The organism is Pseudomonas sp. URMO17WK12:I7, assembly GCF_003269045.1.
Lineage (GTDB): Bacteria > Pseudomonadota > Gammaproteobacteria > Pseudomonadales > Pseudomonadaceae > Aquipseudomonas > Aquipseudomonas putida_J.
The window spans coordinates 82,267-108,420 of sequence record NZ_QLTL01000003.1; the positions used below are offsets into that span (position 1 = coordinate 82,267).

Here is a 26,154-nt window from a genome sequence, read left to right on the forward strand (position 1 = left end):
CGTTCAGTACAGCCCTGCTCAATGGGACGTTTTGACCGTCATTAAAAAAAGTAGCCACTCCTGGTTTTGCAAAAAGCCCCCTCGCGCATCGCGCCAGGGGGCTTTTTCATACCGTCTGCGTCAGAAGTCAGCTCTGAGGGTCACGGTGTAGTTACGAGGTTCGCCATACACGTTGCTAGCGTTCAGCCAGCCAATGGACGAGTAGTACTTCTTGTCGAACAGGTTGTTGCCGTTGAGGGCGACGCTGAAGTTCTGGTTGATCTGGTACGCCACGCGTGCGTTCCAGATGGCGTAGCCGGCCTGCTCGATCTTGTCGATGCCGTTGGTGCCACCCTGGTTGGTGTTGTGGTTCTTGCTCTGGATGTTGGCGCCGGCACCGACGGTCCACTGGTTCAGCTCGCCAGGCAGGTTGTAGTCACCCCAGAAGCGCAGCAGGTGGCGGGGCGTGTAGCTGTTGAAGGTTGCGCCAGATGCCGTGCTGCCATCACCCGGGTCGTTGAGAAACTTGGTCGAGGTATAGGTATAGCCGGCGAACAGTTGCAGGCCAGCCAGCACCTCGCCGCTGATTTCCGCATCGAAGCCTTCGGCGCGTACCTTGCCGCCTGCCACGTAGCAGTTGGTTTCGCCGTCCTGCCCGCACACCGAGTTGTAGTCGTACTGGGCGCGGTTTTCCTGGTCGACGCGGAACACTGCGAAGCTGGTGTTGACCCGGCCGTCCAGCAGTTCGCCCTTCAGGCCGATCTCGTAGTTGGAGCCTTCGATCGGCTTGAGCGGGGCGAGGTCTTCGGTCAGTTCGGTCTGCGGCTTGAAGATGTCGGCATAGCTGACGTAGGCCGACCATTGGTCATTCAGTGCGTAGATCAAGCCACCGTACGGCGTGACTTCACCGCTTTCCTTCGCATGTGAAGGGTCGGGCGATGCCGTGGTGAAACGCGTCAGTTCGTAGTCGTACTTGTAGTTGCTGACCCGTGCGCCCAGCACCAGGGTCAGCGGGTCGGTCAGCTTGTAGCGCAGCACGCTGTACACGCCATTCTGGCGAATCTTGGCCTTGGAAACACCGGCGTAGGTAGTGCCGAGCATTTCATCCAGGGTGGGTTCGCGAGGCGAGACCGGGTCATAGATGTTCATCGGGCCGAGGTTGAGCAGGCCGCCTTGCAGGTCGTCGGTGCGCAGGTCGCTGGCGTTGGCACCCACCACGATCTCGTGCTCATGGCCGAAGGCGCGCCATTTGCCGGTGAGGTTGATGTCGGCGCCCTGGTTGATGTTCTCGAAGTCGTACAGGTAGGCACGCGACTGCATGCCGTTACCGGTGGCCGGGTCGACCGCGCCGCGGCCGAAGCTGTAGAAAATGTCGTTGGTTTCGCGGATGTAGCTGCCGGAGGCTTTCAGGCGCCAGTCTTCGTTGAAGTCGTGGGTGATATCGGCGAAGTAGGTGGTCTGCTTGTTGTTCCACTTGTTCCAGTCGGCGCCGGTGAAGGTCGAGCGGCTGACGTTTACCGCACTGCCGTCCTTGTTGCGCGGCAGGCCACCGAAGTAGGGCGTCGAGTGCAGGTCTTCGACGCTGGCACCGGCGGCGACCGTGGTGGAGTCGCTGAGGTCGTATTCGAGAATCCCGTACAGCACGTTCTTGCGGCTATCCGCCGTGTCGTAGAAGTAGTCGCGGTCTTCATGGCCGGCGACCAGGCGCCCACGCAGCCGGCCATCGGTGGTTAGCGGGCCGCTAGCGTCGATGGTCTGGCGATAGGTGTCCCAGGAACCGGCGCTGGCGGTGATGGAGAGGGAAGGCTCGGCCTTCGGGCGTTTGCGCACCAGGTTGATGGCCGCACCCGGGTTGCCGCTGCCTTGCAGCAGGCCGTTGGCGCCGCGCAGGACCTCGACACGGTCGTACAACAGGGTATCGGAGGTGAAGCTGCTGCCGATGCCGTAGTAGCGGCGGTCCAGCGGCACGCCGTCGTACTGGATGGTCTCGACCTCGAAGCCGCGCGAGTAGATGTACTTGCCGCCGGACGGGCTCTGGTAGGTGGTGATGCCGGTGGTTTTTTCCAGCACCTGGTCGAGGGTGTCGAGGCGCTGGTCGTCCATCGCCTTGCGGGTGACCACGCTGACCGACTGCGGGATGTCCTTGAGGCGATGGGTGCCTTTGCCGATGGTCACCGCGTTGGACGTATAGCTCCCCGAGTCCTCGGTGGTGGCATCGAACTGGCGCCCGGAAATGTTCACCGGGCCCAGGTTCAGGGCGGATGCATCGGCGGGCCCGCTGAGGGTGATGGTGTGGCCATCGAGCTGGTAGGTCAGGCCGCTGTCGCGCAGCAACAGGCGCAGGGCCTGTTCCGGCTCCATGTTGCCCTTGACCGCCGGCGCCGGTGTGTTATGCACCGCGTCCGGGCTATACAGCAGTTGCAGATTGGCCTGCTTGGCCAGGGTATTCAGAGCCCCCACCAACCCTTGCGAAGGGATATCCAGCGCGACCGGCTCGGCTTGCGCTGCCATGGACGCTGCCAGCGCACAGGCGAGTAGCGACGAAGGGAGGATGGCCAGTGTTTTCCTGCGAACCGCCCGGGCGAGCGGCGAAACCGTGGTAATGGTCATGCGGATACTCAGTGTCAGCAGATAGATTACTTATGAGTTTTATTTGCATTTATGTAACGTGCCGGCCCCCCAGAACCGGAAAAATCAATGTGAAAATTCTGTGATTTCTTCTTCCACCCGCTTGCCGTCGCGCAGGCGCAGCAGGTGATCGGCCACGTCGAAGTAGCGGTCGTCGTGGCTGATGACGATGATGGTCTTGCCCAGGCGCTTCAGCTCCGGGAGCAGTTCGGTGTAGAAAATGCGCCGGAAGGTCGGGTCCTGGTCGGCGGCCCACTCGTCGAACACCAGCACCGGGCGTTTCTCCAGCCAGGCGTTGACCAGTGCCAGGCGCTTGCGCTGGCCGGTGGACAGGTCGGTGGTGGTGAAGGCGCCATCGCGGATCTGCACCTTGTGGGCGATCTCCAGGCGTTGCAGGTACTTGCCGGCGTCCTCCGGCAAGGCCTGGCAGCCCTGCAGCAGGTCATCGAATAGGTAGTAGTCGGCAAACACCGTGGTGAACAACTGGCGGTAATCGTCGCGGTTGCTGGCGGTAACGGCCTGGCCGTCCAGCACGATCTCGCCTTCATGGGGCGCGTACAGGCCCAGCAGCAGCTTGATCAATGTGGTCTTGCCGCAACCGTTCTCGCCGACGATGAACAGGATGTCGCCCTGTTCGACGCGCAGGTTGATCGGCCCCAGGGCAAACGGCGCGGCACCGTCCACGGGCGGGAAGGCGAAGCGCACATTGCGCAGTTCGAGGCTGCTGATCTGCCGGTCGGGGACCTCAGGGGCGTCGAGCAGCAGGTGCGGTTCGGGCGAAGAGAACTGGGTCGACAGCTCGGCAATGCGGCGGAAGGCGATCTGTGCGCGGCTGACGATGGGCAGGGTCGAAACCAGGTGCTCAAGCGGCCCCTTCATGAACAGCAGCACCAGCACGAAACCGCTGGTGACCTTGGGGTCGGTGATCAGCTCGGCCTGTTGCAGGGCCAGCACCAGCCCGATGACCACGAAGAACAGCATCGAGCCCAGGCTCTTGGCGACCACGAAGATGTTGATCGAGCGGATGTGGGTGTCGCGAATGAAGTTGGCGGTGCGGCTGATGCGTTCGTCGAACATGCGCTGGCGCCGCGGGCGGCTGATGCGCAGCTCCTTGGCCCCGGACGCGACACCGCTGTAATGCCGCTGCATTTCGTCTTCTGCCTCGCGGGCCGCATGGAAGCCGCGGATTCCGCGCACCCGTGCGATGTACTGCACGGCCGTGCCGACCAGGATGGCGCAGGCGGTGATCAGGAACATCGGCAAGGACAGCTGGGCCAGGTAGCCGAGGCAACCCAGGGTCACCGACAGGGAAATGGCCAGCGGCGCGAAGGCGAAGGCAAAGTCGCTGATGGTGTCGACGTCATGGGTCAGCACCGGGATCAGGCGGTGGCTGCGGTAGCGCTCGATCTGCTCGATGGGCGCGCTGAGCACTTTTTCGCCGAGGTCGCGGCGCAGCCTGGCGATCACATGCTGGCCGACATAGTTGGTGCCGATGTCCGAGGCGATGGACGCGCACAGGGCAAGCAGGCAGATACCGGCGAACGCCAGTACCACGCCCCAGGTGATGGCGCCGGGGGCATGCAGCAGGTTGTTGATGTTGGCGAGCAGCAAGGTGATGCACAGGCCGCCGACGATCCCCAGCACGACGGCCAGGGCGACGATCAGTCGGTAAGGCTTGAGCAGGCCGAGGAGTTCGCGGAGTGCGCCAGGGGTCGATCGGTTCATGGTGAATTCCTGGTGGGTACGCGGATGCGGTTTCGGCGCTGCGCGTGTGAGCGCCGTGTGGGCTGGTTGCCCAGTGAAAAGACGTGTGAGAGGGGTTGTGATTTAGCCGGGCCGGGCCGTGCGCCCGGGCAAGCCAGGTACCGCTGGCGGTACCTGGCAGAGGGGTGTTGCTCAGAGCGCGCGGGCTACCCGGAAGCCCAGCCAGTCACCGCGCACATAGGGTTCGCGGTAATTGCGGTTACCCGAGCGGGAGAACACCGGCGCTTCGCTGTAGTCGTTGCCGCGGATGTGGTTGTACTCGCAGCTCGCTTCCATCCACGCGCTGCCATCGGCGGGCGCGCCGACGTAGCTGTCGTGGCGGCAGTCGGCAACCCATTCGTAGACGTTGCCGTGCATGTCGTAAAGGCCAAAGGCGTTGGCCGGGAAGCTGCCGGCGGGCGAGGTGTAGTTGTAACCGTCGGCGGCGCCATAGGTGTTGGCGTGCTTGGCGATGCTGTATGCCTTGCCTTCATCGAAGGGGAACGGGAACGGGCCGCTGGAGCCTGCGCGGGCGCCGTATTCGCGCTCGGCTTCGCTGAGCATGCGGTACTGCTTGCCGGTCTTCTTCGACAGCCAGGCGACATAGGCCTTGACCTCGTCATAGCTGATGCACACCGCCGGCTGGTCGGGGCCTTGCGGGTAGCTGGGCTTGCCGTTGGTGCAACGGCGCCCTGGGCGGTCGTCGCCGTCAGGCAGGGTGACCTTGGCTTCGCGTTGCCAGGCCTGCAGCTGCTTGGCCTGCACCTGGAACTGGCTGATGGCGAAAGGTTTGGCGAAGGTCACGGTGTGCATCGGGCCTTCGTCGGGCTGGCGGCCGACTTCGTGATCCGGTACGCCCATGGTGAAGCTGCCGGCGGGCAGCACGACCATTTCGGGGCAGTCCTTGCAATCCTTGAAGGTTTTGCCAGGTGTGTGCGTGTCGGCGGCAAAGGCCGGGGCGCTGGCGAGCAGGGCGGCCACCAGGGCCAGGGGCTTGAACATGTTCATGGCGGTTCTCTTGAAAGGCGAAAGGTCAGGCGAGTTGCGGGGCGAGAATGGCCATCACCCGGTCGATCTCGGCTTCGTCGTTGAGCAGGCTCGGAGCCAGGCGCACCACCGGGCCGACATCCCGGTCGACGGCATCGCTGATCACCTTGTTGGCCATCAGGTGGCGGGCGACGGCGTCGCAGTCACGGCCCTCGACGCGGAAGAAGGTGAAGCCTGCGCAAAGCTGGCTGCTGCGTGGCGTCACCAGCTGCACCTTGGCGTGCTCGGCGAGGCGCTGCTTGAGGTAGTCGTTGAGCTGGTGCACGCGGGCCTGGACATCGGCCTTGCCCAGTTGCAGGTGCAGTTCGAACGCCTTGCCCAGGGCCAGGCGATGGTCGAAGGCGTGGTAGCCACCGGGGGTCATCAAGGTGCCGAAGTTCTCGCCCTTGGTGAAGGTCGGCAGGCTGGGCACCAGGTAGGGCTGGGGCTTTGTTTCGCGGGCGATGATCACGCCTGTACCACGTGGGCCGAACAGCCACTTGTGGGTACCCGCAATGAAGTAGTCGCAGTTGAAGTCGGCGAAGTTCACGTCCTCGATGCCAAAGCCGTGCACGCCGTCGACCACGTAAATGATCCGGTCCTGCTCGTCGCGGCTCTGGTTGACGGTTTTCACCAGTTCGCCGACTTCACGGATCGGCAGCTTGACGCCGCTGCCGGACTGCACCCAGGTCATGCCGAGCACGCGGGTTTGCGGGCGGATGGCCTGGCGGATATTGCCGAGCATTTCGTCCACCGAGGCCAGCTGCGGGTCCTTGAACAGCGCCACCCGGCGCACCTGGGTGCCCATCAGCCGTTCGCGGTAGGCCAGGCGGGTGTTGGTGGAGTAGTGCTCGTGGGCGCTGACCAGGATCTCCTTGCCGGGCGCTACCTGCAGGCCGCCGTAGATCATCGACAAACCCTCGGTGGTGCTGCCGGTCAGGGCCACCTGGCCCGGCTGCACGCCAAAGTAGCGGCCGGCCCAGGCGCGCACTTCGTTTTCATAGCCCCAGAGCTCCTCGCGGTCCCAGTCGACCATTTCGCCCGGGTTCTGGTCCAGCCGCGCACGGAAGCGGGCGATGGCCTCGCTGACCACACGGGGGTGGGAGGCAAGCAGGAAATTGCAGAAGTGCAGGTAGGCCGGGTCCAGGTCGAACTGCTGGCGCAGGGCCTGCCATTTGTTCTGGCCGGGCTTTGCCACCGGCGTGGCAGCCAGTGCGGTCTGGGCAAAACTGCCGGTCAGGGGCAGGGCGGCGGCAAGCACGCCTGCCTGCTTGAGAAAGCTGCGACGGTCGTTCATCAGCCACGCTCCGCTTGGGTGCTGGCCCCGGGTTTGGCCAGGCGTTGCACCTCTTCCCACACGCGCAGGAAGTTGCCGCCCCACAGCTTGGCGATATCGGCGTCGGAGTAACCGCGCTGGATCAGCTCGGCGGTGACATTGCGCGACTCGCCGACGTTCATCCAGCCGGTGACGCCGCCGCCATCATTGAAGTCGGAGGCGATGCCGACGTGGTCGATGCCGATCTTGCGCACCGTGTAGTCGATGGCGTCGACCATGTCCTTGACCGTGGCGCGGGGCTCTTCGTCGAGGATGGCGTAGAGCGCGCTGGCGTACTCGCCGAACTTCTTTTCCGGCCAGATGGAAATGATCGCGTCGCCCGGCATCAGGGCGTTGGCCAGGCCGTTCAGCGGCTGCAAGTCGAAACGCTTGCGCAGGGAGTTGAGCTTGTCCAGGGTGCCCTGGCTCAGCGGCTTGAGGTAGGCCGGGAAGCCCACCACCTGAACCACGCCGCCGCTGTGCTTGATCGCTTGCAGCTCGTGATCGCTGAGGTTGCGGGGGATGTCTACCAGTGCACGCGGTGCGGAGTGCGAGGCGACCATCGGCGCGCGGCTCAGGCGGGCGACGTCTTCCAGCGCCAGGGTAGACATCTGCGAGACATCGATGATCACGCCCAGGTCGTTGAGCCGGCCCACGGCCTGTTCACCCAGCGGCGACAGGCCGCCGAGGGCGTCGGGGGTGTCGTTGAGGAACGGCAGCGGGCGCGAAGAGTCGGCCCAGGCGTTGTTGCCCACGTAGCTGAAGCCGAACATGCGCATGCCGCGCGCGGCCCAGGTGTCCAGGGCATTGAGGTCGTGGCCCAGGGGGTAGGCATTGAGCATGCTGAGGAAGATCGCGAACTTGCCTTCGCCGTGCAGGCGTCGGAAGTCAGCGGGGGTGTAGGCGATGGCGACCTGGTTGGGGTAGTCGCGAACCATGCCGGTGAGGATCTTGTAGCGCATTTCCTGCTGCTGGCGCGCTTCGTCGACGAAGGCGGCAGTCGGGCGATGGGGTGCGTTGGCGCCGTTCCAGATTTCCGGCCAGCCGAAGATCGTTAGCGCCGCGCCAGAGAGGCGGCCGCGGCCGGCCTTGACCAGGTCGAACTGGCCGCTGCCATCCTTGTCGGCCTCTTTGCCTTCGGTGCCGAAGTTCAGTGGCACGGTGATGTGGCTGTCGAAGGAGATGATGCGTTCCTGCAGCGCTTGGGCATGTTTCATCACCTCGCGCGGGTAGCCGGCGGGCAGGTAGATGAAGAAGTACCAGGCCGCGGCGCCCGCGAGTGTGAGGATCAGCGCCAAGGCGGCGAGGTAGGGGGCCTTGCGCAAGCGTGTCGTGTTCATTGCCATCCCGTTGGTTGCCAGGGTCGATGCGGTTGCGGCAGCCGCGATCACGGGGCTTGCCTGTCACGGAGGGACGAGAGCGGCAGGGGGAAATTTAGCGGTGTGCTACCGGTAAATTTGCTGCCCGGCATCTCGTTCTAGCTCGATAGGCGTGGCTGACACGGATACGGATGTGGCGATGAGGTTTTCCAGGCGTGGGTTCATGGTAGGGCTGGCGGTAGCCGGGGCGGCGGGTTCGGCAGCGTGGTATGCGCGCCAGCCGCAGGACCACGACGAGAAGCTCAGGAAAGATGAGGTGCAGACCCCCGGTGAGGCCACGGTCGAGGCCGCCGCCAGTGCGGGCGTGCGCATCGGCGACAAGCTGCGCGGCATCTGGGATCTGCGCTTCAGTGGTGCCGAGGCCGGCTTGGATGGCCTGCCGTTGCAGGGCGTGCAGATGCTGCTGGATGTCGGCCCGACCGGCCGCTCGCTGCGCGGCTTCATCGACGTGGCCGAACGCCTGCGCGGCAGTGACCCGCCGCGCTACCGGGTGCTCGGCGAGCTGGTTGCCGCCGATGCCGGCAAGGTTCGTTGGCGCCTGGTGCCGGCAGGGGCGTCAGCGCCGAGCCATGAACTGGAGGCGACCCTCGATGAGGTCTGGGCTTCCTGGGGCAACGCCGGTGCTGGCACCCTGACCGGCCGCATCCGCCGCATCGACCGGCCGCTGCTGAGCCCTGAGCCAGACAACCACTTCGTCGCCAGCAAGCGCGCCTTCCCCGAGGCACGCCAGGTCACGCCGCTGGCGCCGGCGCTGATGGCCTGGCTGAATTCTCCCGAACACCGCCTGTTCCACCAGGTGTGGCATGCCACCCGGGACAAGTGGCACCGCCTGGACGATAGCAAGCGCGATGCCCTGCGCGGTGCTGGCTGGCAACCTGGCCCGCGTGACGCCGAGCGCGGCGCACGCGGGCGGCGCAAGCACCTCAATGGTTCCGGCGAGGACTTCTTCTTCATGCACCGGCACATGCTGGGGCATGCGCGTGGCTTGCAGCCCGACTTGCCGAACTGGGCGCAACTGCCGCTGCCGTCACCGCAGCTTGAGTACGACCGGCAAGGGTTCATCCGCTATCAGGAAAACCATGACGGCAACTCGGTGCCGCCGGCCTGGGTCGCGGCCAATGACGAGGACCTGAGCCAGTGGCTGCATGGCATCAAGGCGGCAGAAACGTTCTTCAGCAATTTCCAGGTCTGGGAATCGCAGTACCAGGACCCTGATTACCTCAGCCGCCTGACCCTCGGGCAGTTCGGCTCGGAGGTGGAGCTGAACATCCATGACTGGCTGCACATGCGCTGGGCAACCGTCACCCGCGACCCTTCCAATGGTGCGCCGGTGATGGGCGACCGGAACCAGACGGACTATGCGGCGCGCTGGTTCCGTGAGGAGAACGACTTCCTCGGCGACCCGTTCTCGTCACACGTCAACCCGGTGTTCTGGCGCTTCCATGGCTGGATCGATGACCGTATCGAGGACTGGTACCGGGCCCATGAGCGGGCCCATCCGGGTGAGGTGCAGCGGCGCGAGGTCAATGGTGTGTCGTGGTTTGCGCCGGGGCGCTGGGTGCAGGTTGGCGACCCTTGGCTCGGGCCGATGACCCATGGTTGTGGGGGGATTTCCGATGCCGGGGGCGGTGCCGGGGAGATGGAGGTGGAGGCGATGAAGCTGGCGTTGCGCATTGCCTTTAGCGGTGAGCGGGATGTGGATGATTTGCTGCGGCGTACGCCCCGCAGGCCTTGGTATGCGCGGCATATGAAGTTGCCCGAAAGGTCATAGTGGGGGGCAACGGCTCGCAGGTGTTTGCCGTGGAAGGTTCAGCGCTTTTGAGATCGAGCGCCGCCCGCGCGGCGCATCGCGGATGAATCCGCTCCTACATCTGTTGCAACGTGCCGAACCTGTTACGCCATGGTTGCCAGCCCTGGCGCTGTCTTGAGGCCTAAAAACGGCTGACAACCATGGCCTCCCAGGCATGGCCACGTTGCAACAGATGTAGGAGCGGATTCATCCGCGATGCGCCGCGCAGGCGGCGCTCGATCTCACAGGCGCTGCACCTCTCGCGACGATCACTTCAACGCCCCATCATTGAACGCCGCCCTATGTGTTCTCTCGAACTGCAGCGGTGTGACGGTGACATGCCCTGCCGCCAGTTCAGCCATTTCGGTCCCGGGCTGGTCGACCTCCCTGGCGTTGTTCAGCTTGATCCAGTGGTAGTCGAACCCACGAGGGTCCACCTCTTTGCGCACCGACATGCTGTTCAAAGGCCCGGCACCTTGCCGTGTCACCTTCAGCGGCAAGGTGGCCTGCGGGTTGCAGTCGGGGAAGTTCACATTCAGGCAGGCATCGCTCGGCCAATCCTGGCTCAGCAGTGCCTGCAGCACCTTGGGCGCATGGGCCAGCGCGTTGTCCCAAGGCACGTTCGCCCGGTCGCTGTAGGCCTGGCTCAGGGCAATCGAGCGGATCCCCAGCAGCATGCCGGTCATGGCAGCACCGACCGTGCCGGAGAACACCGTTTCCAGGCCCAGGTTCGCACCTCGGTTGACCCCGGAGAGAATGAGGTCTGGGCGGGCATCCTTGAGCAGGTGCTGCACCGCCATCACCACACAGTCACCTGGCGTACCGGTGACGGCGAAGCGTTTGTCACCATGCTCACTGACCCGCAGTGGGGCATGCAGGCTGAGCGAGTGCGAGGTGCCGCTCTGGTCCGCACGCGGGGCAACCACCCACACCTCATCGGCCAGTTGCGCGGCAACCTGCTCCAGGACTTTCAGGCCAGGGGCGTCGATGCCGTCGTCGTTGGTGACCAGAATCCTTCCAAGTTTTTGCTGAGTCATGGCTGTCGGTTGATCCTTGTGATGGGTTCCGACAGCTGAGACTAGACCGGTTTCTTCGGATTGAATGGTGGGGGGGATGTGTGGTGGCTTACAGGTGCTCGCCATGGAAGGTTCAGCGCCTGTTAGATCGAGCGCCGCGCGGGCGGCGCTCGATCTCAAAACCGCAGAAGGTATCGAGGCGAACACCTCTTGGCCCTCACACAACCCTCACACCGTTACTTGCAGTTCCCCGCCTTGCGATACCCCGCCGCCTGCGCCTCGGCTTCACTGGCAAACGCCACCTGGTTCTTCTGCGAAACCTGGCTGTACCCCGGGCAACCACTGGCCAGGTGATACACATGGCTATTGCGGTTGCCCACAACCGCGCCAGCCGTCACCGCACTGGCCAGTGTCGGCTTGGCCGTCTCTTTCACCGCCGTAGTCGGCACCGCAGCCGCGCCCTGGGGCGTATACCCCAGCGCCCACTTGCGCTCGCCGGTCACGAACGGGTTGTTGTGCCCCATGATCGCGGCAATCCGCTGGTCACGCTGCTTCTCCCAGGCCGTCACCGGGTGCTGCTTGTCCCAGGCCATCAGCACCTGTTGCTGCTGGCGCGACATGCTCAGCTTGTAGCGATCGAACATGTAGAACGTGGTGCGTGCCACCAGCCCCTTCACCTCGTCGCGTGGCTCGGCGGTTTTCTGCTGGAAATCGATCTTGGTGGTGCACTGGCCGTACTGCGGCGCCACGCCGGACACCATGCCGTAATTGAAGTTGCTGCGGTCACCGTTCACTTCGCCCACGGATGGGTAGAGGTTGAACAGGTCGGCCTCCATGGCGCGGAAGGTCGGGTCGCTGTCCACGCAGTGCTCGCGCCCACCGTTCTGCCAGCACTGGCGCTGGTGGCCGAAGGTCCAGGCCGGGACGATGTGTTCCCACTCGGTGCGCTCGGCGCGGGTCTGCAGCTTGCGGGTTTCATAACCGCAGGACTTCAAGTCGACCCGGCCGCCGGATTTGCCGACCCAGGTCCACTTGCAGCCACAGTACAACTCGCCCATCGCGCTGTTGCCTTGGTCGAGGTAGATCTTCTGTTTGGCGACCACCTTGGCTTCGGTGAAGGTGGCGGGCGGGGTGGCGAAAGCGGCGGGGATGGCGGCGAAGGCGAGGGCGACGGCGCAAAGCAATTTCTTCATGAAAATACGTCTTAGGCTTACAAAAGGACGCGATTATACGGCTTGAACGATTTGATAGTAGAGAGGAAAGGGTTGCGCTTGAGCGCTGCGGCGCTATCGTTTTCGGGTCAGGATTTTGCCGAGCGAGTCGTCATGCAAATTGCCCCGTCGCCTCTCAACGATGGGCACGAGGCGGGTGATGCCGTGTTGCAGGCTGCAGCGGGGCGCATGCTCGCGACTATGCGGGCGGATGACACGGTGGCCAGGCTGGCGGGTGACGAGTTCGTGGTCATCGCACAGGCCGTGGCCAACCAGGCGTCAGCCCTGGATATTGCGCGCAAGCTGTGCGATGTGCTGTCGGCGCCTATTTCGGTGGAGAATGCTGAAGTGGCCGTGGGTGCCAGTATCGGGGTTTATCTGAACCTGTCCGGGCATGAACCGCAGAGTGCCGAGGAGGCTTTGGCGTTGGCAGACAAGGCGATGTATGAAGCCAAGCGGAGTGGGCGAAACAGGTTCAGTCTGGTGGCGGATTGAGACGCTGGCAGGGGGGCGCGTCAGGGCTTCGATGGGCCTGCCACAACAATTTCAGCGCCTGTGAGACCGAGCGCCGCCCGCGCGGCGCATCGCGGATGAATCCGCTCCTACATTTTTTGCAACGTGGCCATGCCTGTGAGGTCATGGTTGTCAGCCGGTTTGCACGGCTCAGGACATGCGCCAAGGCTGGCAACCATGGCGTAACAGGTTCGGTACGTTGCAACAATTGCTGCGATCATGCCTGAGCAGCACTTCGTGGCCCGTGGCCCTGGCTTTTCCCTGTATTTGATCGCGGTGCAGCAAGCCTTCGGCGCAGAAGCCTGATACAGCCCTATCTCGACAGTGGCGAACTGGTCGCGCGCCTGGCCCGCTCGGTGCCCCTCGAGCTGGCCATCGCGGCCTGGCGTTTGCCCGCAGCCACGGGCAACCCGCAGGTGGCAGCGGTAGAGGAGGCATTGAAACTGCTGGCCTGAGGTGCGGCCAACGTTGCGCTGGCCACACCCCTGGCTTCAGACCTGCTCGGTTTCTGTCGCCTGCCCGGCCAGCTTGGCCTGTGTCTTGATTTCGACATCTTCCTTCATGCGCTGGGCGATCTGCTCATCGACCTTGGCCTGTTGCTCAGGTGGCAGGGCGTTGTACGCGTCCTCGGTCATGCCCAGTTCCTGCAGGACCTTCTCCTTGATCTTCTCTTCAGGTGACTTGGCCATGTAGTCGCGGAACTCCTGCAGCGCATCACCGGTTTCCTGGGTACGGGTGCTGGCCTGCTGGCGGGCGGCCAGGTCGGGGTTCTGCAGCATGACCTTGAGCTTGGCGAACGCTTCCTCGCGGGCATCGTCGGCATTTTGCTGCGAAGTGCTGCCCTGGCTGTTCGGCTGCGCGGACGTATTGCGGGTGTCCAGCGGCGCACGGAACGGCACCAGCGCGGCTTGTGCCTGGTCGTGGTTGATGCGCTGCTGGTGCACGGTGGCCTGCCAACCCAGGCCATTGAGGGTGATTGCCATGTGCGCCTCCTTGGACGTTGCAAAAGCCAGGGGAGCGGGGCAAAACCCATGCCAGCTGTGCAGGCCACGAAAATAGGACGTTCGGGCTATTCCGGTGGTTGGCCGGCAGGCATATGCTTGCCTGTCAGAGGAAGTACGTTGCCGCCTGCGGCAAACACAAGCACTGTCGGCAGCACCTTGACCGGGGCGCAGTTGCTGGACACCAGGGAGAGCGTCCATGAGTCAGGAAACACCGCCGGCACCTGCCGGCTTCAGTGAGCAGCAGCTGGCAACGCTGTTCGAGTTGATCAGCGATGGTATCTGGGACTGGAATGCCAATACCGGCTACGTCTATCGCAACCCCGGCTGGTACGCCATGCTCGGTTATGAAAGCCATTCCAAGGCTAACACCGTGCTGACATGGGAAAGCGTGATCCACCCCGAGGACTACCCGCGGGTGATGGCGCATTTCGAGGCCTACATCAACCAGCGCAACGAGCACTATCTCATCGAATACCGCTGCCGATGCCAGGATGGCAGCTACCTGTGGATCGAGGACAGTGGCCATATCATCGCCCGCAACGAGGATGGCTCGGTGGCACGCATGCTCGGCGCGCACCGCAATATCGACGCGGGCAAGCGCCTGGTGGCGCAGCTGGAGCAGAAGAACCATTCGCTGGAAGCCCAGGTGGCCGAGCGCACCCGCGAGCTGTCGTGGGTCAACCAGCAGCTGCAGCGCCAGCTCGACGAAAACCGCATCCTGGCCGAGCGCGATGCGCTGACGCGGGTTGCCAATCGCTACCGGCTGGAAAAAACCTTGCAGCAGGAGTGCGAACGGGCCAAGCGCTTCCGCCAGCCGCTGGCGCTCATTGCCATGGACCTGGATGATTTCAAGCCGATCAATGACCGCCATGGCCATGCCCGGGGCGACGCGGCGCTGGTCCAGGTAGCAGACAACTTGCGTAGCAGCCTGCGCGAGCTCGACCTGCTGGCGCGCTGGGGCGGTGACGAATTCGTCATGGTGCTGCCGCAGACCACCCTGGGCGAGGCGCTCGACCTGGCCGGGCAGTTGCGCCGAGTGATGGAGCGGATGGAGCCGGTGGGCGATTGCCGCTTGACCATGAGCTACGGCGTGGTGCAGTGGCAGGACGGGGAGGGCCAGGAGGAACTGCTGGCGCGGGCCGACCAGGCTTTGTACCGGGCCAAAGGCTCGGGGAAAAACGCCATTGCCGAATGAATCGATGCCTCAGGGCCGTCTGTAGGGGCGGCCTTGTACCGCGAAAGGGATTTGGCGATCATGCCAGCGGCATGCTGACGTCTTTCGAAATTCACAGTCATGCTCGGAAGATTGCGGCCGATACAGCGGTTGCAGCAGTACGTCCCTGAAGATCCCTTCGAAGCGAGCACCATGCCCCCCATCTACTTGAACCTAGGTTGCGCCGATCACCCACGCCAGGGCTTCATCAATATTGATCTGGATGCCGCAGGCGCTGACTTGCAGTGGGCGCCGGGTCAGGCGTTGCCGTGGGAAACGGGTGCGCTGGCGGGGATCTACAGCGCCTGCTTTCTGCAGCGTCTGGGGCGCAACCAGGCTATCCGCCTGCTGCACGAATGCCGGCGGGCGCTGCAACCGGGTGGAGTGATCCGCCTGGTCTGCACCGACCTCAACGCGCTGATCGACGATTACCTGTGCAATCGCAGCTACCCCGAGGCCCCAGGCATCGGCCGTGGCGAACGGCTGAATATTGCCCTGCGCCAGCACGCCTGGACCTTCGACGCCGAGGAGCTGACGCGGATCTGCACGATGGTCGGCCTGGAGCCGGTGGCCCTCAGCGAAGCGGGCACCAGCTGCGATCCGCACCTGAGCGGCCTGGACGCACCGCTGCCCGGGCAACTGGTGCTGGAGTTTCGCAAGACCGAGCGACAGCTGGCGGAAAATGCCCAGCCACTGGTCAGCATCGTCATGCCGACCTACAAGACCGAGCACCTGTACGACGCCCTGGGCAGTGCGCTGAACCAGACCTACCGCAACCTGGAAATCCTGGTGTGCGACGACTGCCCGACCGATGAAATCGAACGCATATGCGCCGACCTGAGCCAGCACGACCCGCGTGTGCGCTATGTGCGTAACCCGGATGCCGGCAAGGACATCGGCCGCCTCAACCACGTGCTCTGCCTGAAAGAAGCGCGTGGCGAGTTCATCAAGTTCCTCAATGACGATGACGTGCTGGACCTCGAATGCGTGGAGCGGATGCTCGACAGCTTCCGCCGCTACCCGGATGTCACCCTGGTGACCTCCAAACGCCAGCGCATCGACCAGCACGGTGAGCCACTGGCCGATATCGCTGCCACCCAAGCCCCGGTTGCGGACGACTCGCTGATCGAAGGCCTGTCGCTGGGTACTGCATTGATGCAGTCGCAGCTCAATTTTGTCGGCGAACCGAGCACGGTGATGTTCCGCCGCGCTGACATGCTGGGCATTACCCCGGACTTCATGTCGGTCGACCAGCAACCCATTGCCTGGGCCTCGGACGTGGCGATCTTCCTCAACCTGGCCCTGCGCGGCAACACCGTCTACCTGATTCGGCCGCTGAGCAGCTTCCGCATCCACGGCGAGCAGTGCCAGGTGCTGTATGGCGCCGCGGCTCAAGGTGAATCCCGGCGCTGCTGGGCGATCATGCGCGACTTCTGGGCGCGGCATGAGTTCGACAAGGCGATCTGACATGCCCAAGCCTGCCTACGCCCGTACCCCCTGGGAGCAGTCAACGGCTGCGTCCGCGCAAGCATTGCCAGAGCCTGGCCGGCAACCGGTTTACGTGACCCAGCCGGCACTGCCTGAACTGGAGGCTTTTCTGCCCTACCTGCAGGAGATCTGGGGCAGCCGCATGCTGACCAACGGCGGCACCATGCACCAACGGCTGGAAGCGGCGCTGTGTGCGTACCTGGGTGTCGAGCACCTGTCGCTGTTCTGCAATGGTACCCAGGCCTTGATCACCGCGCTGCAGGCGGCCGGGCTCAGCGGCGAGGTGATCACCACGCCGTACTCCTTCGTCGCCACCGCGCATTCATTGCTGTGGAACAACCTGACGCCGGTCTTCGTCGATATCGACCCGCGCACCCTGAACCTGGACCCTACGCGCATAGAAGCGGCCATCACCGAGAAGACCACGGCGATCCTGCCGGTGCACTGCTACGGCCACCCTTGTGATGTCGCGGCGATACGCGCGATTGCCGAACGCCACGGCCTGAAGGTGATCTACGACGCCGCCCATGCCTTTGGCGCGCAGGACACCGGCGGCAGCCTGCTGCGCCATGGCGACATGGCCACCTTGAGCTTCCACGCGACCAAGGTATTCAGCACGTTCGAGGGTGGCGCCATCGTCTGTCGCGACGAGGCGACCAAGCGGCGCATCGACCAGTTGAAGAACTTCGGCCTGTCTGCCGACGGTACCACCGTGGAAGTGACCGGTACCAACGGCAAGCTCAGTGAGATTCACGCGGCGTTCGGTCTGTTACAACTGCAAGGCGTGGACGAAGCACTGGAGAAACGCCGGCGCATCGACCAGCGTTACCGTGCCGGCCTCGCGGGCATTGCCGGCATCCACTGCATTTGCGGGGTGGGCGAGGCAGTCGCCAACCATGCCTACTTCCCGATCCTGGTGGGGCCTGAGTTCGGGCTGAGCCGCGACGCGCTGTTCGCCCACTTGGCGGCCCACAACATCCATGGGCGGCGGTATTTCCAGCCACTGATCAGCGGACTGCCGATGTACCGCGGCTACCCGTCGGCCAGCGCCGGCAACCTGCCGGTGGCGCATCAGGTGGTGGAGCAGGTGATCTGCCTGCCGATCTATCCCGACCTCGACCACGCCACTGTCGACTTCATCATTGGCCTGATCGCCGGGGCTGCCGCATGAGCGCCGTGGCGATCATGCAGCCTTACCTGTTTCCCTACATCGGCTACTGGCAACTGTTGCAGGCCGCAGACCGCTTTGTGGTCTACGACGATGTGAATTACATCGTCCGTGGCTGGGTCAACCGCAACCGCATCCTGATCAACAATGCCCCCGGGCTGATTACCCTGCCGTTGTTGCAGGCCTCGCAGAACCGCAAGATCAACGAGATCGACATTGCCCCCGCAGCCCAGTGGCAGCGGCGCATGCTGCGCTGCGTGGAAATGGCCTACCGCAAGGCGCCCTGTTTCGATCAGGTGTTCCCTGTGATCGAGCGCATCCTGGCGCACCCGGACAACAACCTGGCCGGCTTCCTGACCCATCAGATTCAGGTGCTGGCCGGTTTCATGGGCCAGACGGTACAGATCGTCAGCAGCAGCCAGGGCTACGGTAATGCCCGGCTTGCGGCACAGGAACGGATTGTGGATATCTGCCGCCAGGAAGGCGCGGCCCGCTATATCAATGCCCAAGGCGGGCGGTCGCTGTATACGCCTGCCAGGTTCGCCGATGTCGGTATCGACCTGCGCTTCATCGGCATGCGCCCGCTGCCTTATCCTCAACGCGGCGAGGGGTTCACCCCCTACCTGTCGATCGTCGATGCCTTGATGGAAGTCGGCGCCGAGGGCATCGGGCCGCACCTGGCGGCCTACGATTACCTCTGAGGCTCAGGCCTCGCAGACCACGTAGACGCTCGCGGTGAGGTCCGGGTACTTCATGCCCATCTTGTAGCAGCCGTCGAAAAACGCCTGGTCGATGATGCCGGCACGCAAGGCAGCGTCGAACTGGAAGTTGGCCATCGGCTTGAACAGGATGCCGCCACGCTGGGTCACCTGCAGGCCGGCCTGCAGGGCTTCGTGCTCCAGCGTGTCGAGGCTGTAGGTGCAGCGGTGGCCGTGCTGGCGTTCGCCGTCGGTAACCGCCGCGTTGAAGTCGATCAGCCCCATGCCCACCGCGATCTGCCGCGACGCCGCATTGGCATTGGGCACGACGATGAACAGCCGGCCACCTGGCGCCAGCCACTCGCGCACTTTTTTCAGCACCGGTTGCGGCTCGCTGAGGTGTTCGAGGGTGTGGATCAGGAAGATATTGTCGAAGCGCCGCTCCAGGCTGGCGTCCTCGAACTGCCCGAGGATGAAGGTTGCCCGTGTATCGGCCACATTGCGGCGGGCGATCTCGATCAGGTCGGAGGCGCCTTCGAGCACGGTCACGTCATCGAAGACCTGCAACAGCTTGCGGGTGAACTCGCCGTGGTAGCAACCCATTTCCAGGGCATTGCCCGGGCGAAACTGCCCGCTCAGCGCCTTGATCATGTAGTCGCGGTGAATGTAGTCGAAGTCGTAGGCGTACAGGCGGTTTTCCGTGTCCTGGTACTCGGTGTTCAGGTCGCGTGACATGGTTAACCCTGGTTGGAGTGGTACATGCGCCTGGCCGGTGGCTGATACCACTCGTCCAGGGTCGCGGGTACCCGGGCGTTGTAGCCGATGACCTGGCGCATCATCGGCTCGAGGTCTGGCCCCAGGTTATAGCCCAGGGCGCGCGGGTAATCGAATTGCTGCTTCATGAATGGCTTGGAGAACATCGGTGTGACCGAGCGGCGTACCTGATCGGTCAGGTTGCTGCCGCCAGCATGCCAGACATTGGAGTTGAACATCAGGATGCTGCCGGCCGGGGCGATCGCCTGTTCGGCGTGGGCCTTGAAATACGCGTCGGTCGGCTTGGCTTCGGTCTTGTGCGAGCCGGAGAGCATCCAGGTAGCCCCATTGTCGGCGGTGAAGTCGTCCAGCATCACCAGCGTGTTCAGCAGCAGCGGCATGTCCCCGGAATAAGAGCGGATATCCCGGTGGACGCGCTGCGCATAGGACTGGCTGGCGCGCGTGTTGATGGCACCGCCATAGGCGTTGAGGATGAACTGGCCGGCAAAATAGCGCTCGATGAAGGCATAGATCGGGTAAGCCTTCAGGCAGTCGAAAAAGCTGTCGAACTGGCCAATCAGGTGATGCACCGTGTTGCTGGTGTCCTGGTCGATGCCGTTCTTGACCTGATAGTCGCGACAGATGGCGTAGGCCTTGTGGATGTCTTCGCGCATCTGTTCGACGATAGCGGCAGGGATGGCGTTCTCGAAGATCAGCCAGCCCTGCTGCGCCATGCGCCGGTCGAACGCCTCGGTGGAAATCATGGGCGCCTCACCTGATCGTGACGATGCATTTGGAAGGGTACAGCTCACACTTTTCCAGGCTGTATTCGGCAGGGCTGAAGACTTCCTTGAAGGCCAGTGCCTCGCCTGGCGATTCCGCCCAGGTCAGTTCGTCCATCAGCAGCACGCTGCCACTGACCAGATGCGGCTTGATCGCCTTGAGCGCTGCCAGGGTCGGCTCGTACAGGCCCATGTCGAAGTAGGCGAAGGCGACGATGGCAGCGCCGTTGGCCTTGAAGAACTCAGGTGCGGTCTGGCAGACGTCACCCGCCACCAGTTCATGCACGCCGCGCTTGTGCCCGAGTACGTTGTTGCCTTCGTGCACCTGCAGCAGTTCGTTCAGGTAGTCCTTGTAACTGGCCTTGGTGGAGTACGAGTTCTCGACCCACACGCCACTTTCCTTGCGGTCTTTCTCGCCTGGTGCCGAATAGCCTTCGAACGTGTCGAAACCGACGATCTTGCGCTGCTTGTTGAACGGCTCGTACATGGCCCGCAGGTTTTCCAGCAGGACCAGGTTGTGGCCATACCAGGTCCCGAATTCGCAGATCATGCCGGGGATGTGCTTGAAACGCTTGTACAGGTCGCTCAGCACAATGAACTTCACCAGCACCGAGCTGCGGGTGTACAGGCCGAGGTTGAACAGCACGTCATCGTCCGACAGCGGGCTGTTCAGGTACAGGTCGCGCAACTTGTCACGGAAGGCGTACTGCAGGTCCGAAGCGGTGGATTCGAGTTTGTAGACGTCGTCTTGCAGTTGTTCGTTACTCATCATCACTCCACTGGGCCAGGCCGAAGCCGCTGGTCCCGAATCGGTTGCCGTTGTACAGCATGTAGGTGTGCCCGTTGCTCTGGAAGATGAACGGGTAGCAGGTCATCAGCGAGTCCCAGCCTTCGTCCGACGGCGCTATGCCTTCATCGTCATGGCGGGTCCAGGCCCGGCCGTCGAGCGACTCTGCGTAGCGGATGCGGTAGGCGCCAGCACCGTTGCGATAGTCCTGCGAGGCGCGCGAGCAGTACCACATCTTGTACACCCCGTTGTCCTTGATCACGCAGGGGCGGGAGAAGGCTTCGGTGTCGAAGCGCGACGCCAGGCATTGCTGCGGGAAGCGCGTGTACTCGAAGCCATCCTGGGATTCGGCGTACTTGATCACGTACAACGGCTCGTACTTGCCATCCACCTCCAGCCAGCGGGTACCGGAGACGTACCACATCTTCCACAGGCCTTCGTCGTACAGCACGGTGGGCGTCACCGCCAGGTAGGGCTCGGTGGCCGTGCGATCCATGATCGGCCCTTCGAACAGTTTCTCGAAGTGCAGGCCATCGTCGTCCGAGACCGCAACGCCCATGGCGTTGTGGTACGGCACGGTCAGCCGCTGGTTCCAGCCGCTGTAGTAGAGGTAGGTGCGGCCCTCTTTCTTCACCGCATAGCTGGGCATCACCCCTTCGTCATCGAAGGTGCCGGGGGCGCCGAAGCCAAGGCACGGCTCGCGGTGGCGGGCGACGACGGTGCGTGGGTCGTGCTTGTCCAGGTCTACTGCGTAGCACAGGCTCTTGCCGGCACTGTTGCGGGTGGAGATGAACACCCTGATCACATCGTCCAGCACCAGCGCGGTGGGCACCTGGGCGTGGGAGCCGACCCAGTCGTGGTCAGGGTCGAAGGTTCTGCCGAGTTTTTTCCAGGCCATGCTCTACCTAAAAATCCAGATCCTGGCTGCTTTTCACGGCGCGCGCGGGGGCACCGACATAGAGCTGCCAGGGTTGAGTGTCTTTTGAAATCAGCGCACCCATGGCGACGCAGGTACCTTCGCCGATGGTGCAGTTGTTGGTGATGGTGGCGTTGACGCCGAACCAGGCGTAGGGCTCGACCACGCAGTGCCCGGACAGCACCACGTGGGAGGTGAAGAACACATGGTCACGGATTTCGCCATGGTGGCCGATATGGTTGCCGCTCCACAGCACCACGTTGTTGCCGATGGTGGTGAACGGCTGCAGCGTGTTGTCTTCGAGGATGAAGCAGTTCTCGCCAATGACGTTATCGTTCACCGTGGCATGCGGGCTGACATAGGAGATGAAGTCATAACCCTTTTCCTTGCCTTGCAGGTACACCGACTCGCGCAGGCGGTTCATCTTGCGCCCGGTCATGGGCGCGAACAGCTTGTAACCGGTGCTTGGGAAATAGTCCTGCAGGGTTTCGAACGGCACCACCGGCAGCCCTTCGAACAGCCTCGATTCGGGCAAGTAGCGCTCGTTCACGGTAAACCCGACCACCTGCACCGAAGGGTCCTTCTTCAGGTAGTAGTGCGCCAGCTGGGCAGTGTCCAGAACTCCGAAAATGACAACTTTTTGCATCATGGCATCCAGGAAATTCGAGGCTGAGCCAGGTCAAGCCGATCCAAAGGTACGCTGTGTATACTGCCGCCCACGATAGCACCTCCGCTGGCGTAACTAAAAAGGGCACCAGGCCGATGGGAAAAATGCTTGATCGAAATCAAATCCGCTTTTACAGGGAACAGGGTTACCTGGTTGCCGAGGATATTTTCGACCCGCTGCACCTCGATGAAACCCTTGCCCACTTCAACCTCGCCTTTGCCCAGCAGCTTGACCGCCTGGCCCTGCCGGTCGCCGCGGGCCCTGCCGTCGAAGCCCTGCACCGCAACATGGCCGCGTTGCTGGGCGCGAACGTTGCCCTCTACCTGGCGACGCTGCGCATGTGCTCCAAGCTGTACGGGGTCTACCGGTTGATGACCGCCGAGCGCTTGCGCGATGCGGCTGCCGACCTGGGTATCGCCACGCCGTTGTTCCAGACCACTCCCGTCCTGCACCTGATGTCGAAGCAGCTGGTGATCCCGGGGGGCTATCAGGGCTTCGACGTGCACCAGGACTGGACCTCGGTACAGGGCAGCCTGGACACCATCACCACCTGGATCCCGTTCATGGACATCGACCCACGGTTGTTCACCATGGAAGTGCTGCCCGGCAGCCATTTGCTTGGCCTGCTCAGCGGCGACCAGCAACAGCATGTGCTGCGGGTCGACGACAAGCATTACAAGGAAAGTGACTTCGTTCCTGTCTGTGTCGGCAAGGGTGGCGTTTGCTTGATGTCGAACTTCACCATTCATCGGTCTTCTCGCGAAGGCGATGACCGACTGCGCATTTCCATCAGCGGGCGCTATGAAAATGCCAGCGAGCCGACGTTCATCGAACGCGAGTATCCGTTTACCCAGCAGAAGAGCATGCAGCGCGGCCTGATCACCGAGAACTTCCCGAGTGCCGAGCAGGTGCGCGACGTGTATGCCGTTGCAGGCAAGGGATTCTGATCGCTGGTACGCGCAGGCTTTAAAGTTTCCTGCCGGCATGCCGATCACAAGGTCGCATGGGGCTGAATGAGTGCTGAAGGGGCAAGTATGAATCTTTATGTCAACCAGGTGAAAAACAAGCCGGACTATCGGGGCGCGCTGTTCAAGGGCGACATCTTCCTCGAGACCGGCCTTGGCAATGCACACCAACTGTGCGCCCTGGCCCGGCAGAGCATCACCGCCGCGTTCGAAGGCGAAACCGACCACCAGTCGCTGCACAAGATGATGCCGGTGGAAACCTTCGTCGAGCGCGTCACCGCACTCAAGCGCCAGTTCACCAATGGCCCTGAAGCCAAGGCACTGATCCGCGATTTCATCCGCGAAATCGGCGCCGACCCGAAGGACTACATCTTCGATGTGCCACGGGTACGCGTGGTGCCCAACTACGACTACCTGCATGCAGGTGTGAGCTACGCCTACAAGCCGCACCGCGATACCTGGTACGGCAGCGTCGAAAGCCAGGTGAACACCTGGATGCCGGTGTACAGCATCGAGCCCGAGCAGACCATGATGATCAACCCGGCGTACTTCGAGCGGCCGGTGCAGAACAGTTCGGCGCAGTGGAGCCTGAACGACTGGATCAACGTGCAGCGGCACAAGGCCTCGCAGAACATCACCGAAGAGACCCGGGTGCACCCGGTGCCGCTGGAAGACATCGACACCAGCGCCGAGCTGCGTGTGGCGGCCAACAGTGGCGAGATGCTGATCTTCTCCGGTGCTCACTTGCACGGCACCGTGGCCAACTTCACCGACAAGGTGCGCTTCAGCGTGGACTTCCGCCTGATCCACCTGCAAGACTTGCTGCACAAGCGCGGCGCACCGAACGTCGACAACGGCTGTTCGGACGCAGAGGCCGGCTTCAAAGACTTTTTCAATGCCAGCGACTTTTCGCAATTCCAGGGAGTTAACCCATGACCAAGCGTCGCCTGACTGCTGCCGAGGTCGAGTACAACGAAAAGCGCGCCAGCGTGCTGAGCCGTGTCGATGCCCAATACGTGGCTGATGCGCCGTTCCTGTTCGCCAACCGTATCGCCGTGACCGCTGCGCTGTCGCGCATCGAGCTGTTCAAGATGGTCCAGGACATTCCGGGTGCCATCGTCGAGTGCGGTGTGTACAAAGGCAACTCGCTGATGCTGTACATGCAGCTGTCGATGATCCTTGAGCCCTATGCGATCAACCGTTCGATCATTGGTTTCGATACCTTCGGCGGCTTCGCCAGCATCGATGCCGAGCAGGACCCGGCCGACATCAACGAAAGCATGTTCTCCGACACCGACGAGACGCTGATCCAGGACATGATCGATGCCAACGACCTGATCCGTCCGGTCAACCGCATCCCGCGTTGCGAGATCGTCAAGGGTGACATCCTGGAAACCGTGCCCGCCTTCGTCAAGACCCGCCCGGACCTGGTGGTGGCGATGCTGATTCTCGACACCGACCTGTACAAGTCGACCAAGGTGGCGCTGGAAACCTTCCTGCCGTACATGCCCAAGGGTGCGATCGTGGTGCTGGACGAAGTGGCCTACCGCAACTTCCCGGGCGAGACCCAGGCGCTGCGTGACGTACTGGACCTGAACAAGATCGAGCTCAAGCGCCTGCCATTCGATTCGTCGGTGGGCTACTTCCGCGTCTGACGCACACTCGCGACCGACGAAAAAAGACCCGCGGCGCCTGGGGCGCAGCGGGTCAAATCGGCCTCGGCCGCTTCAGTGTCAAATATGCAGTGCGTGGCCCAGCGCGCGCAGTGCCGCTTCCTGTACCGCCTCGCCCAGCGTCGGGTGAGCGTGGATGGTGCCAGCCACATCTTCCAGCCGTGCGCCCATCTCCAGCGACTGGGCAAACGCCGTGGACAGTTCCGATACCGCCACGCCCACCGCTTGCCAGCCGACGATCAGGTGGTTGTCACGCCGCGCCACCACCCGCACGAAACCGCTTTTCGACTCCAGGCTCATGGCCCGGCCGTTGGCGGCGAACGGGAACTGCGCGACGATGCAGTCCAGCCCTTGCTGGCTGGCTTGCTCCGGCGTCTTGCCCGCTACCACGACTTCCGGGTCGGTGAAGCACACCGCGGCTATCGCTGCGGGTTCGAAACGCCGGGTCTTGCCGGCAATGATTTCGGCAACCATCTCGCCTTGCGCCATGGCGCGGTGGGCGAGCATCGGTTCGCCTGCCACGTCACCAATGGCCCAGACATTGCGCATGCTGGTCTGGCAGCGGTCGTCGATTGCAATGGCGGCGCCGTTCATCTTCAGGTCCAGGCATTCCAGGTTGAAGCCTTTGGTCCGTGGCCGGCGGCCCACGGCCACCAGCACCCGGTCAGCCTCCAGGCGCAGTTGCCCACCCTGGCCATCGCTGGCCAGCAGGCAGCCGTTTTCGTAGCCTTCGACGCTGTGGCCCAGGTGCAGGGCGATGCCCAGCTTCTTCAGCGACTCGGCCACGGGGGCGGTCAGTTCGCTGTCATAGGTCGGCAGAATGCGCTCGCGCGCTTCCACCACGCTGACCTGCGCGCCCAGCTTGCGATAGGCGATGCCCAGTTCCAGGCCGATGTAACCACCGCCCACCACCACCAGGTGCTTGGGCAGGGCTTCGGGCGCGAGGGCTTCGGTGGAGGAAATGATCGGCCCGCCAAGCGGCAGCATTGGCAGCTCGACGCTGTTCGAGCCGGTGGCCAGCAGCAGGTGTTCGCACTGGATACGCTGGCCGTCGACCTCGACTTGCTTGCCGTCGAGGACCTTCGCCCAGCCGTGAATCACCTTGACCCCATGCTTTTTCAGCAGGGCAGCCACGCCGGTGGTCAGGCGGTCGACGATGCCATCTTTCCAGGCCACGCTCTGGCCGATGTCCAGGCGCGGGGTATCGACGCTGATGCCCAGTGGCGACTGCCCGGCAAAGCGAGCGGTCTGGTGGAACTGCTCGGCCACATGGATCAGCGCCTTGGACGGGATGCAGCCGATGTTCAGGCAGGTGCCGCCCAGGGCCTGGCCTTCGATGAGCACAGTGGGGATGCCCAGTTGCCCGGCGCGGATGGCGGCCACGTAGCCGCCGGGGCCGCCGCCGATGATCAGCAGGGTGGTATCGATGATCGTGGACATG

23 protein-coding genes are annotated in these 26,154 nt (G+C 63.4%); 9 read left to right on the forward strand and 14 right to left on the reverse strand.

Going from position 1 to position 26,154, the window contains the following annotated elements; translation table 11 throughout:
* Positions 1–120: 120 nt before the first annotated feature.
* From H040_RS04520 to pvdM, 5 genes are all read right to left on the reverse strand, one after another.
* Positions 121–2,589 carry a TonB-dependent siderophore receptor gene (locus tag H040_RS04520; protein ID WP_033696650.1) on the reverse strand — a complete coding sequence of 823 codons (2,469 nt, stop codon included), beginning with the start codon at positions 2,587–2,589 and terminating at the stop codon, positions 121–123.
* A gap of 84 nt (positions 2,590–2,673) precedes the next feature.
* A complete protein-coding gene (locus tag H040_RS04525; RefSeq protein WP_027921107.1) occupies positions 2,674–4,332 on the reverse strand; it encodes a cyclic peptide export ABC transporter in 1,659 nt (552 codons plus the stop codon).
* Between the two features lie 171 nt (positions 4,333–4,503).
* Complete coding sequence (pvdO, locus tag H040_RS04530; protein ID WP_027921108.1) at positions 4,504–5,358, reverse strand: dihydropyoverdine dehydrogenase; 855 nt, start codon at positions 5,356–5,358, stop codon at positions 4,504–4,506.
* Positions 5,359–5,383: 25 nt separating this feature from the next.
* Positions 5,384–6,673 carry a pyoverdine-tailoring periplasmic protein PvdN gene (pvdN, locus tag H040_RS04535; RefSeq protein ID WP_027921109.1) on the reverse strand — a complete coding sequence of 430 codons (1,290 nt, stop codon included), beginning with the start codon at positions 6,671–6,673 and terminating at the stop codon, positions 5,384–5,386.
* Positions 6,673–8,031, reverse strand: a complete 1,359-nt coding sequence (gene pvdM / locus H040_RS04540) for a pyoverdine-tailoring dipeptidase-like protein PvdM (protein ID WP_027921110.1) — start codon at positions 8,029–8,031, stop codon at positions 6,673–6,675. Before pvdM ends, pvdN begins: the two co-directional genes overlap by 1 nt.
* A 178-nt stretch (positions 8,032–8,209) precedes the next feature.
* Between pvdM and pvdP the strand changes: the two genes are divergently transcribed.
* Positions 8,210–9,841 (forward strand): pyoverdine maturation tyrosinase PvdP, encoded by a 1,632-nt coding sequence (gene pvdP / locus H040_RS04545; protein ID WP_027921111.1) that lies wholly within the window; start codon positions 8,210–8,212, stop codon positions 9,839–9,841.
* A gap of 287 nt (positions 9,842–10,128) precedes the next feature.
* Here the strand turns inward: pvdP and surE are convergent, their stop codons facing one another.
* Together surE and H040_RS04555 are read right to left on the reverse strand one after the other, a co-directional pair.
* Positions 10,129–10,896 (reverse strand): 5'/3'-nucleotidase SurE, encoded by a 768-nt coding sequence (gene surE / locus H040_RS04550; RefSeq protein WP_027921112.1) that lies wholly within the window; start codon positions 10,894–10,896, stop codon positions 10,129–10,131.
* Between the two features lie 215 nt (positions 10,897–11,111).
* On the reverse strand, positions 11,112–12,068 hold the full coding sequence (locus H040_RS04555) for an endonuclease (RefSeq protein WP_027921113.1): 957 nt from the start codon (positions 12,066–12,068) through the stop codon (positions 11,112–11,114).
* 42 nt (positions 12,069–12,110) lie between these two features.
* Between H040_RS04555 and H040_RS04560 the strand changes: the two genes are divergently transcribed.
* Positions 12,111–12,581, forward strand: coding sequence for a diguanylate cyclase domain-containing protein (locus tag H040_RS04560; RefSeq protein ID WP_027921114.1), 471 nt, complete (start codon positions 12,111–12,113; stop codon positions 12,579–12,581).
* A 509-nt stretch (positions 12,582–13,090) separates the two neighbouring features.
* Here H040_RS04560 and H040_RS04570 read toward each other — a convergent pair.
* Entirely contained in the window at positions 13,091–13,582 is a 492-nt protein-coding gene (locus H040_RS04570; protein ID WP_027921115.1) for a hypothetical protein, read from the reverse strand.
* Between the two features lie 217 nt (positions 13,583–13,799).
* Here H040_RS04570 and H040_RS04575 point away from each other — a divergent pair, with 217 nt between their 5' ends.
* The 4 genes from H040_RS04575 (at position 13,800) to H040_RS04590 (ending at position 18,173) form a co-directional block, all read left to right on the forward strand.
* The gene (locus H040_RS04575) at positions 13,800–14,798 is read left to right on the forward strand and encodes a sensor domain-containing diguanylate cyclase (RefSeq protein ID WP_027921116.1); all 999 of its coding nucleotides are present in this window, start codon (positions 13,800–13,802) and stop codon (positions 14,796–14,798) included.
* 171 nt (positions 14,799–14,969) lie between these two features.
* Positions 14,970–16,283, forward strand: coding sequence for a glycosyltransferase (locus H040_RS04580; protein ID WP_177326731.1), 1,314 nt, complete (start codon positions 14,970–14,972; stop codon positions 16,281–16,283).
* 1 nt (position 16,284) lies between these two features.
* Positions 16,285–17,475 (forward strand): DegT/DnrJ/EryC1/StrS family aminotransferase, encoded by a 1,191-nt coding sequence (locus H040_RS04585; RefSeq protein ID WP_081784358.1) that lies wholly within the window; start codon positions 16,285–16,287, stop codon positions 17,473–17,475.
* Positions 17,472–18,173 carry a WbqC family protein gene (locus tag H040_RS04590; RefSeq protein WP_027921119.1) on the forward strand — a complete coding sequence of 234 codons (702 nt, stop codon included), beginning with the start codon at positions 17,472–17,474 and terminating at the stop codon, positions 18,171–18,173. Before H040_RS04585 ends, H040_RS04590 begins: the two co-directional genes overlap by 4 nt.
* Before the next feature lie 3 nt (positions 18,174–18,176).
* Here the strand turns inward: H040_RS04590 and H040_RS04595 are convergent, their stop codons facing one another.
* From H040_RS04595 to H040_RS04615, 5 genes are read right to left on the reverse strand one after another with little or no spacing between them, the layout of a single operon-like run.
* Positions 18,177–18,905 carry a class I SAM-dependent methyltransferase gene (locus H040_RS04595; RefSeq protein ID WP_027921120.1) on the reverse strand — a complete coding sequence of 243 codons (729 nt, stop codon included), beginning with the start codon at positions 18,903–18,905 and terminating at the stop codon, positions 18,177–18,179.
* 2 nt (positions 18,906–18,907) lie between these two features.
* Positions 18,908–19,687 (reverse strand): phytanoyl-CoA dioxygenase family protein, encoded by a 780-nt coding sequence (locus H040_RS04600; protein ID WP_027921121.1) that lies wholly within the window; start codon positions 19,685–19,687, stop codon positions 18,908–18,910.
* A gap of 7 nt (positions 19,688–19,694) precedes the next feature.
* Positions 19,695–20,474 (reverse strand): class I SAM-dependent methyltransferase, encoded by a 780-nt coding sequence (locus tag H040_RS04605; protein ID WP_027921122.1) that lies wholly within the window; start codon positions 20,472–20,474, stop codon positions 19,695–19,697.
* Positions 20,467–21,390: a hypothetical protein gene (locus H040_RS04610; RefSeq protein WP_027921123.1), complete on the reverse strand. Its 924-nt coding sequence runs from the start codon at positions 21,388–21,390 to the stop codon at positions 20,467–20,469. The genes H040_RS04605 and H040_RS04610 overlap by 8 nt, the downstream gene beginning before the upstream one ends.
* Positions 21,391–21,397: 7 nt before the next feature.
* On the reverse strand, positions 21,398–22,054 hold the full coding sequence (locus H040_RS04615) for an acetyltransferase (protein WP_027921124.1): 657 nt from the start codon (positions 22,052–22,054) through the stop codon (positions 21,398–21,400).
* Positions 22,055–22,179: 125 nt separating this feature from the next.
* Between H040_RS04615 and H040_RS04620 the strand changes: the two genes are divergently transcribed.
* From H040_RS04620 to H040_RS04630, 3 genes are all read left to right on the forward strand, one after another.
* On the forward strand, positions 22,180–23,022 hold the full coding sequence (locus H040_RS04620) for a phytanoyl-CoA dioxygenase family protein (RefSeq protein ID WP_256208155.1): 843 nt from the start codon (positions 22,180–22,182) through the stop codon (positions 23,020–23,022).
* A gap of 87 nt (positions 23,023–23,109) precedes the next feature.
* On the forward strand, positions 23,110–23,976 hold the full coding sequence (locus tag H040_RS04625; protein ID WP_027921126.1) for a hypothetical protein: 867 nt from the start codon (positions 23,110–23,112) through the stop codon (positions 23,974–23,976).
* The gene (locus H040_RS04630) at positions 23,973–24,695 is read left to right on the forward strand and encodes a TylF/MycF/NovP-related O-methyltransferase (RefSeq protein ID WP_027921127.1); all 723 of its coding nucleotides are present in this window, start codon (positions 23,973–23,975) and stop codon (positions 24,693–24,695) included. Before H040_RS04625 ends, H040_RS04630 begins: the two co-directional genes overlap by 4 nt.
* A gap of 78 nt (positions 24,696–24,773) precedes the next feature.
* On the opposite strand, the gene lpdA is transcribed toward H040_RS04630, so the two are convergent.
* The gene (gene lpdA, locus H040_RS04635) at positions 24,774–26,153 is read right to left on the reverse strand and encodes a dihydrolipoyl dehydrogenase (RefSeq protein WP_027921128.1); all 1,380 of its coding nucleotides are present in this window, start codon (positions 26,151–26,153) and stop codon (positions 24,774–24,776) included.
* Position 26,154: the final 1 nt, after the last annotated feature.

Coding starts and splice junctions, on each gene's coding strand:
- H040_RS04520 (WP_033696650.1), bottom strand. CDS start 2,589: ATGACCATTACCACGGTTTCGCCGCTCGCCCGGGCGGTTCGCAGGAAA.
- H040_RS04525 (WP_027921107.1), bottom strand. CDS start 4,332: ATGAACCGATCGACCCCTGGCGCACTCCGCGAACTCCTCGGCCTGCTC.
- pvdO (WP_027921108.1), bottom strand. CDS start 5,358: ATGAACATGTTCAAGCCCCTGGCCCTGGTGGCCGCCCTGCTCGCCAGC.
- pvdN (WP_027921109.1), bottom strand. CDS start 6,673: ATGAACGACCGTCGCAGCTTTCTCAAGCAGGCAGGCGTGCTTGCCGCC.
- pvdM (WP_027921110.1), bottom strand. CDS start 8,031: ATGAACACGACACGCTTGCGCAAGGCCCCCTACCTCGCCGCCTTGGCG.
- pvdP (WP_027921111.1), top strand. CDS start 8,210: ATGAGGTTTTCCAGGCGTGGGTTCATGGTAGGGCTGGCGGTAGCCGGG.
- surE (WP_027921112.1), bottom strand. CDS start 10,896: ATGACTCAGCAAAAACTTGGAAGGATTCTGGTCACCAACGACGACGGC.
- H040_RS04555 (WP_027921113.1), bottom strand. CDS start 12,068: ATGAAGAAATTGCTTTGCGCCGTCGCCCTCGCCTTCGCCGCCATCCCC.
- H040_RS04570 (WP_027921115.1), bottom strand. CDS start 13,582: ATGGCAATCACCCTCAATGGCCTGGGTTGGCAGGCCACCGTGCACCAG.
- H040_RS04575 (WP_027921116.1), top strand. CDS start 13,800: ATGAGTCAGGAAACACCGCCGGCACCTGCCGGCTTCAGTGAGCAGCAG.
- H040_RS04580 (WP_177326731.1), top strand. CDS start 14,970: ATGCCCCCCATCTACTTGAACCTAGGTTGCGCCGATCACCCACGCCAG.
- H040_RS04585 (WP_081784358.1), top strand. CDS start 16,285: ATGCCCAAGCCTGCCTACGCCCGTACCCCCTGGGAGCAGTCAACGGCT.
- H040_RS04590 (WP_027921119.1), top strand. CDS start 17,472: ATGAGCGCCGTGGCGATCATGCAGCCTTACCTGTTTCCCTACATCGGC.
- H040_RS04595 (WP_027921120.1), bottom strand. CDS start 18,905: ATGTCACGCGACCTGAACACCGAGTACCAGGACACGGAAAACCGCCTG.
- H040_RS04600 (WP_027921121.1), bottom strand. CDS start 19,687: ATGATTTCCACCGAGGCGTTCGACCGGCGCATGGCGCAGCAGGGCTGG.
- H040_RS04605 (WP_027921122.1), bottom strand. CDS start 20,474: ATGAGTAACGAACAACTGCAAGACGACGTCTACAAACTCGAATCCACC.
- H040_RS04610 (WP_027921123.1), bottom strand. CDS start 21,390: ATGGCCTGGAAAAAACTCGGCAGAACCTTCGACCCTGACCACGACTGG.
- H040_RS04615 (WP_027921124.1), bottom strand. CDS start 22,054: ATGCAAAAAGTTGTCATTTTCGGAGTTCTGGACACTGCCCAGCTGGCG.
- H040_RS04620 (WP_256208155.1), top strand. CDS start 22,180: ATGCTTGATCGAAATCAAATCCGCTTTTACAGGGAACAGGGTTACCTG.
- H040_RS04625 (WP_027921126.1), top strand. CDS start 23,110: ATGAATCTTTATGTCAACCAGGTGAAAAACAAGCCGGACTATCGGGGC.
- H040_RS04630 (WP_027921127.1), top strand. CDS start 23,973: ATGACCAAGCGTCGCCTGACTGCTGCCGAGGTCGAGTACAACGAAAAG.
- lpdA (WP_027921128.1), bottom strand. CDS start 26,153: ATGTCCACGATCATCGATACCACCCTGCTGATCATCGGCGGCGGCCCC.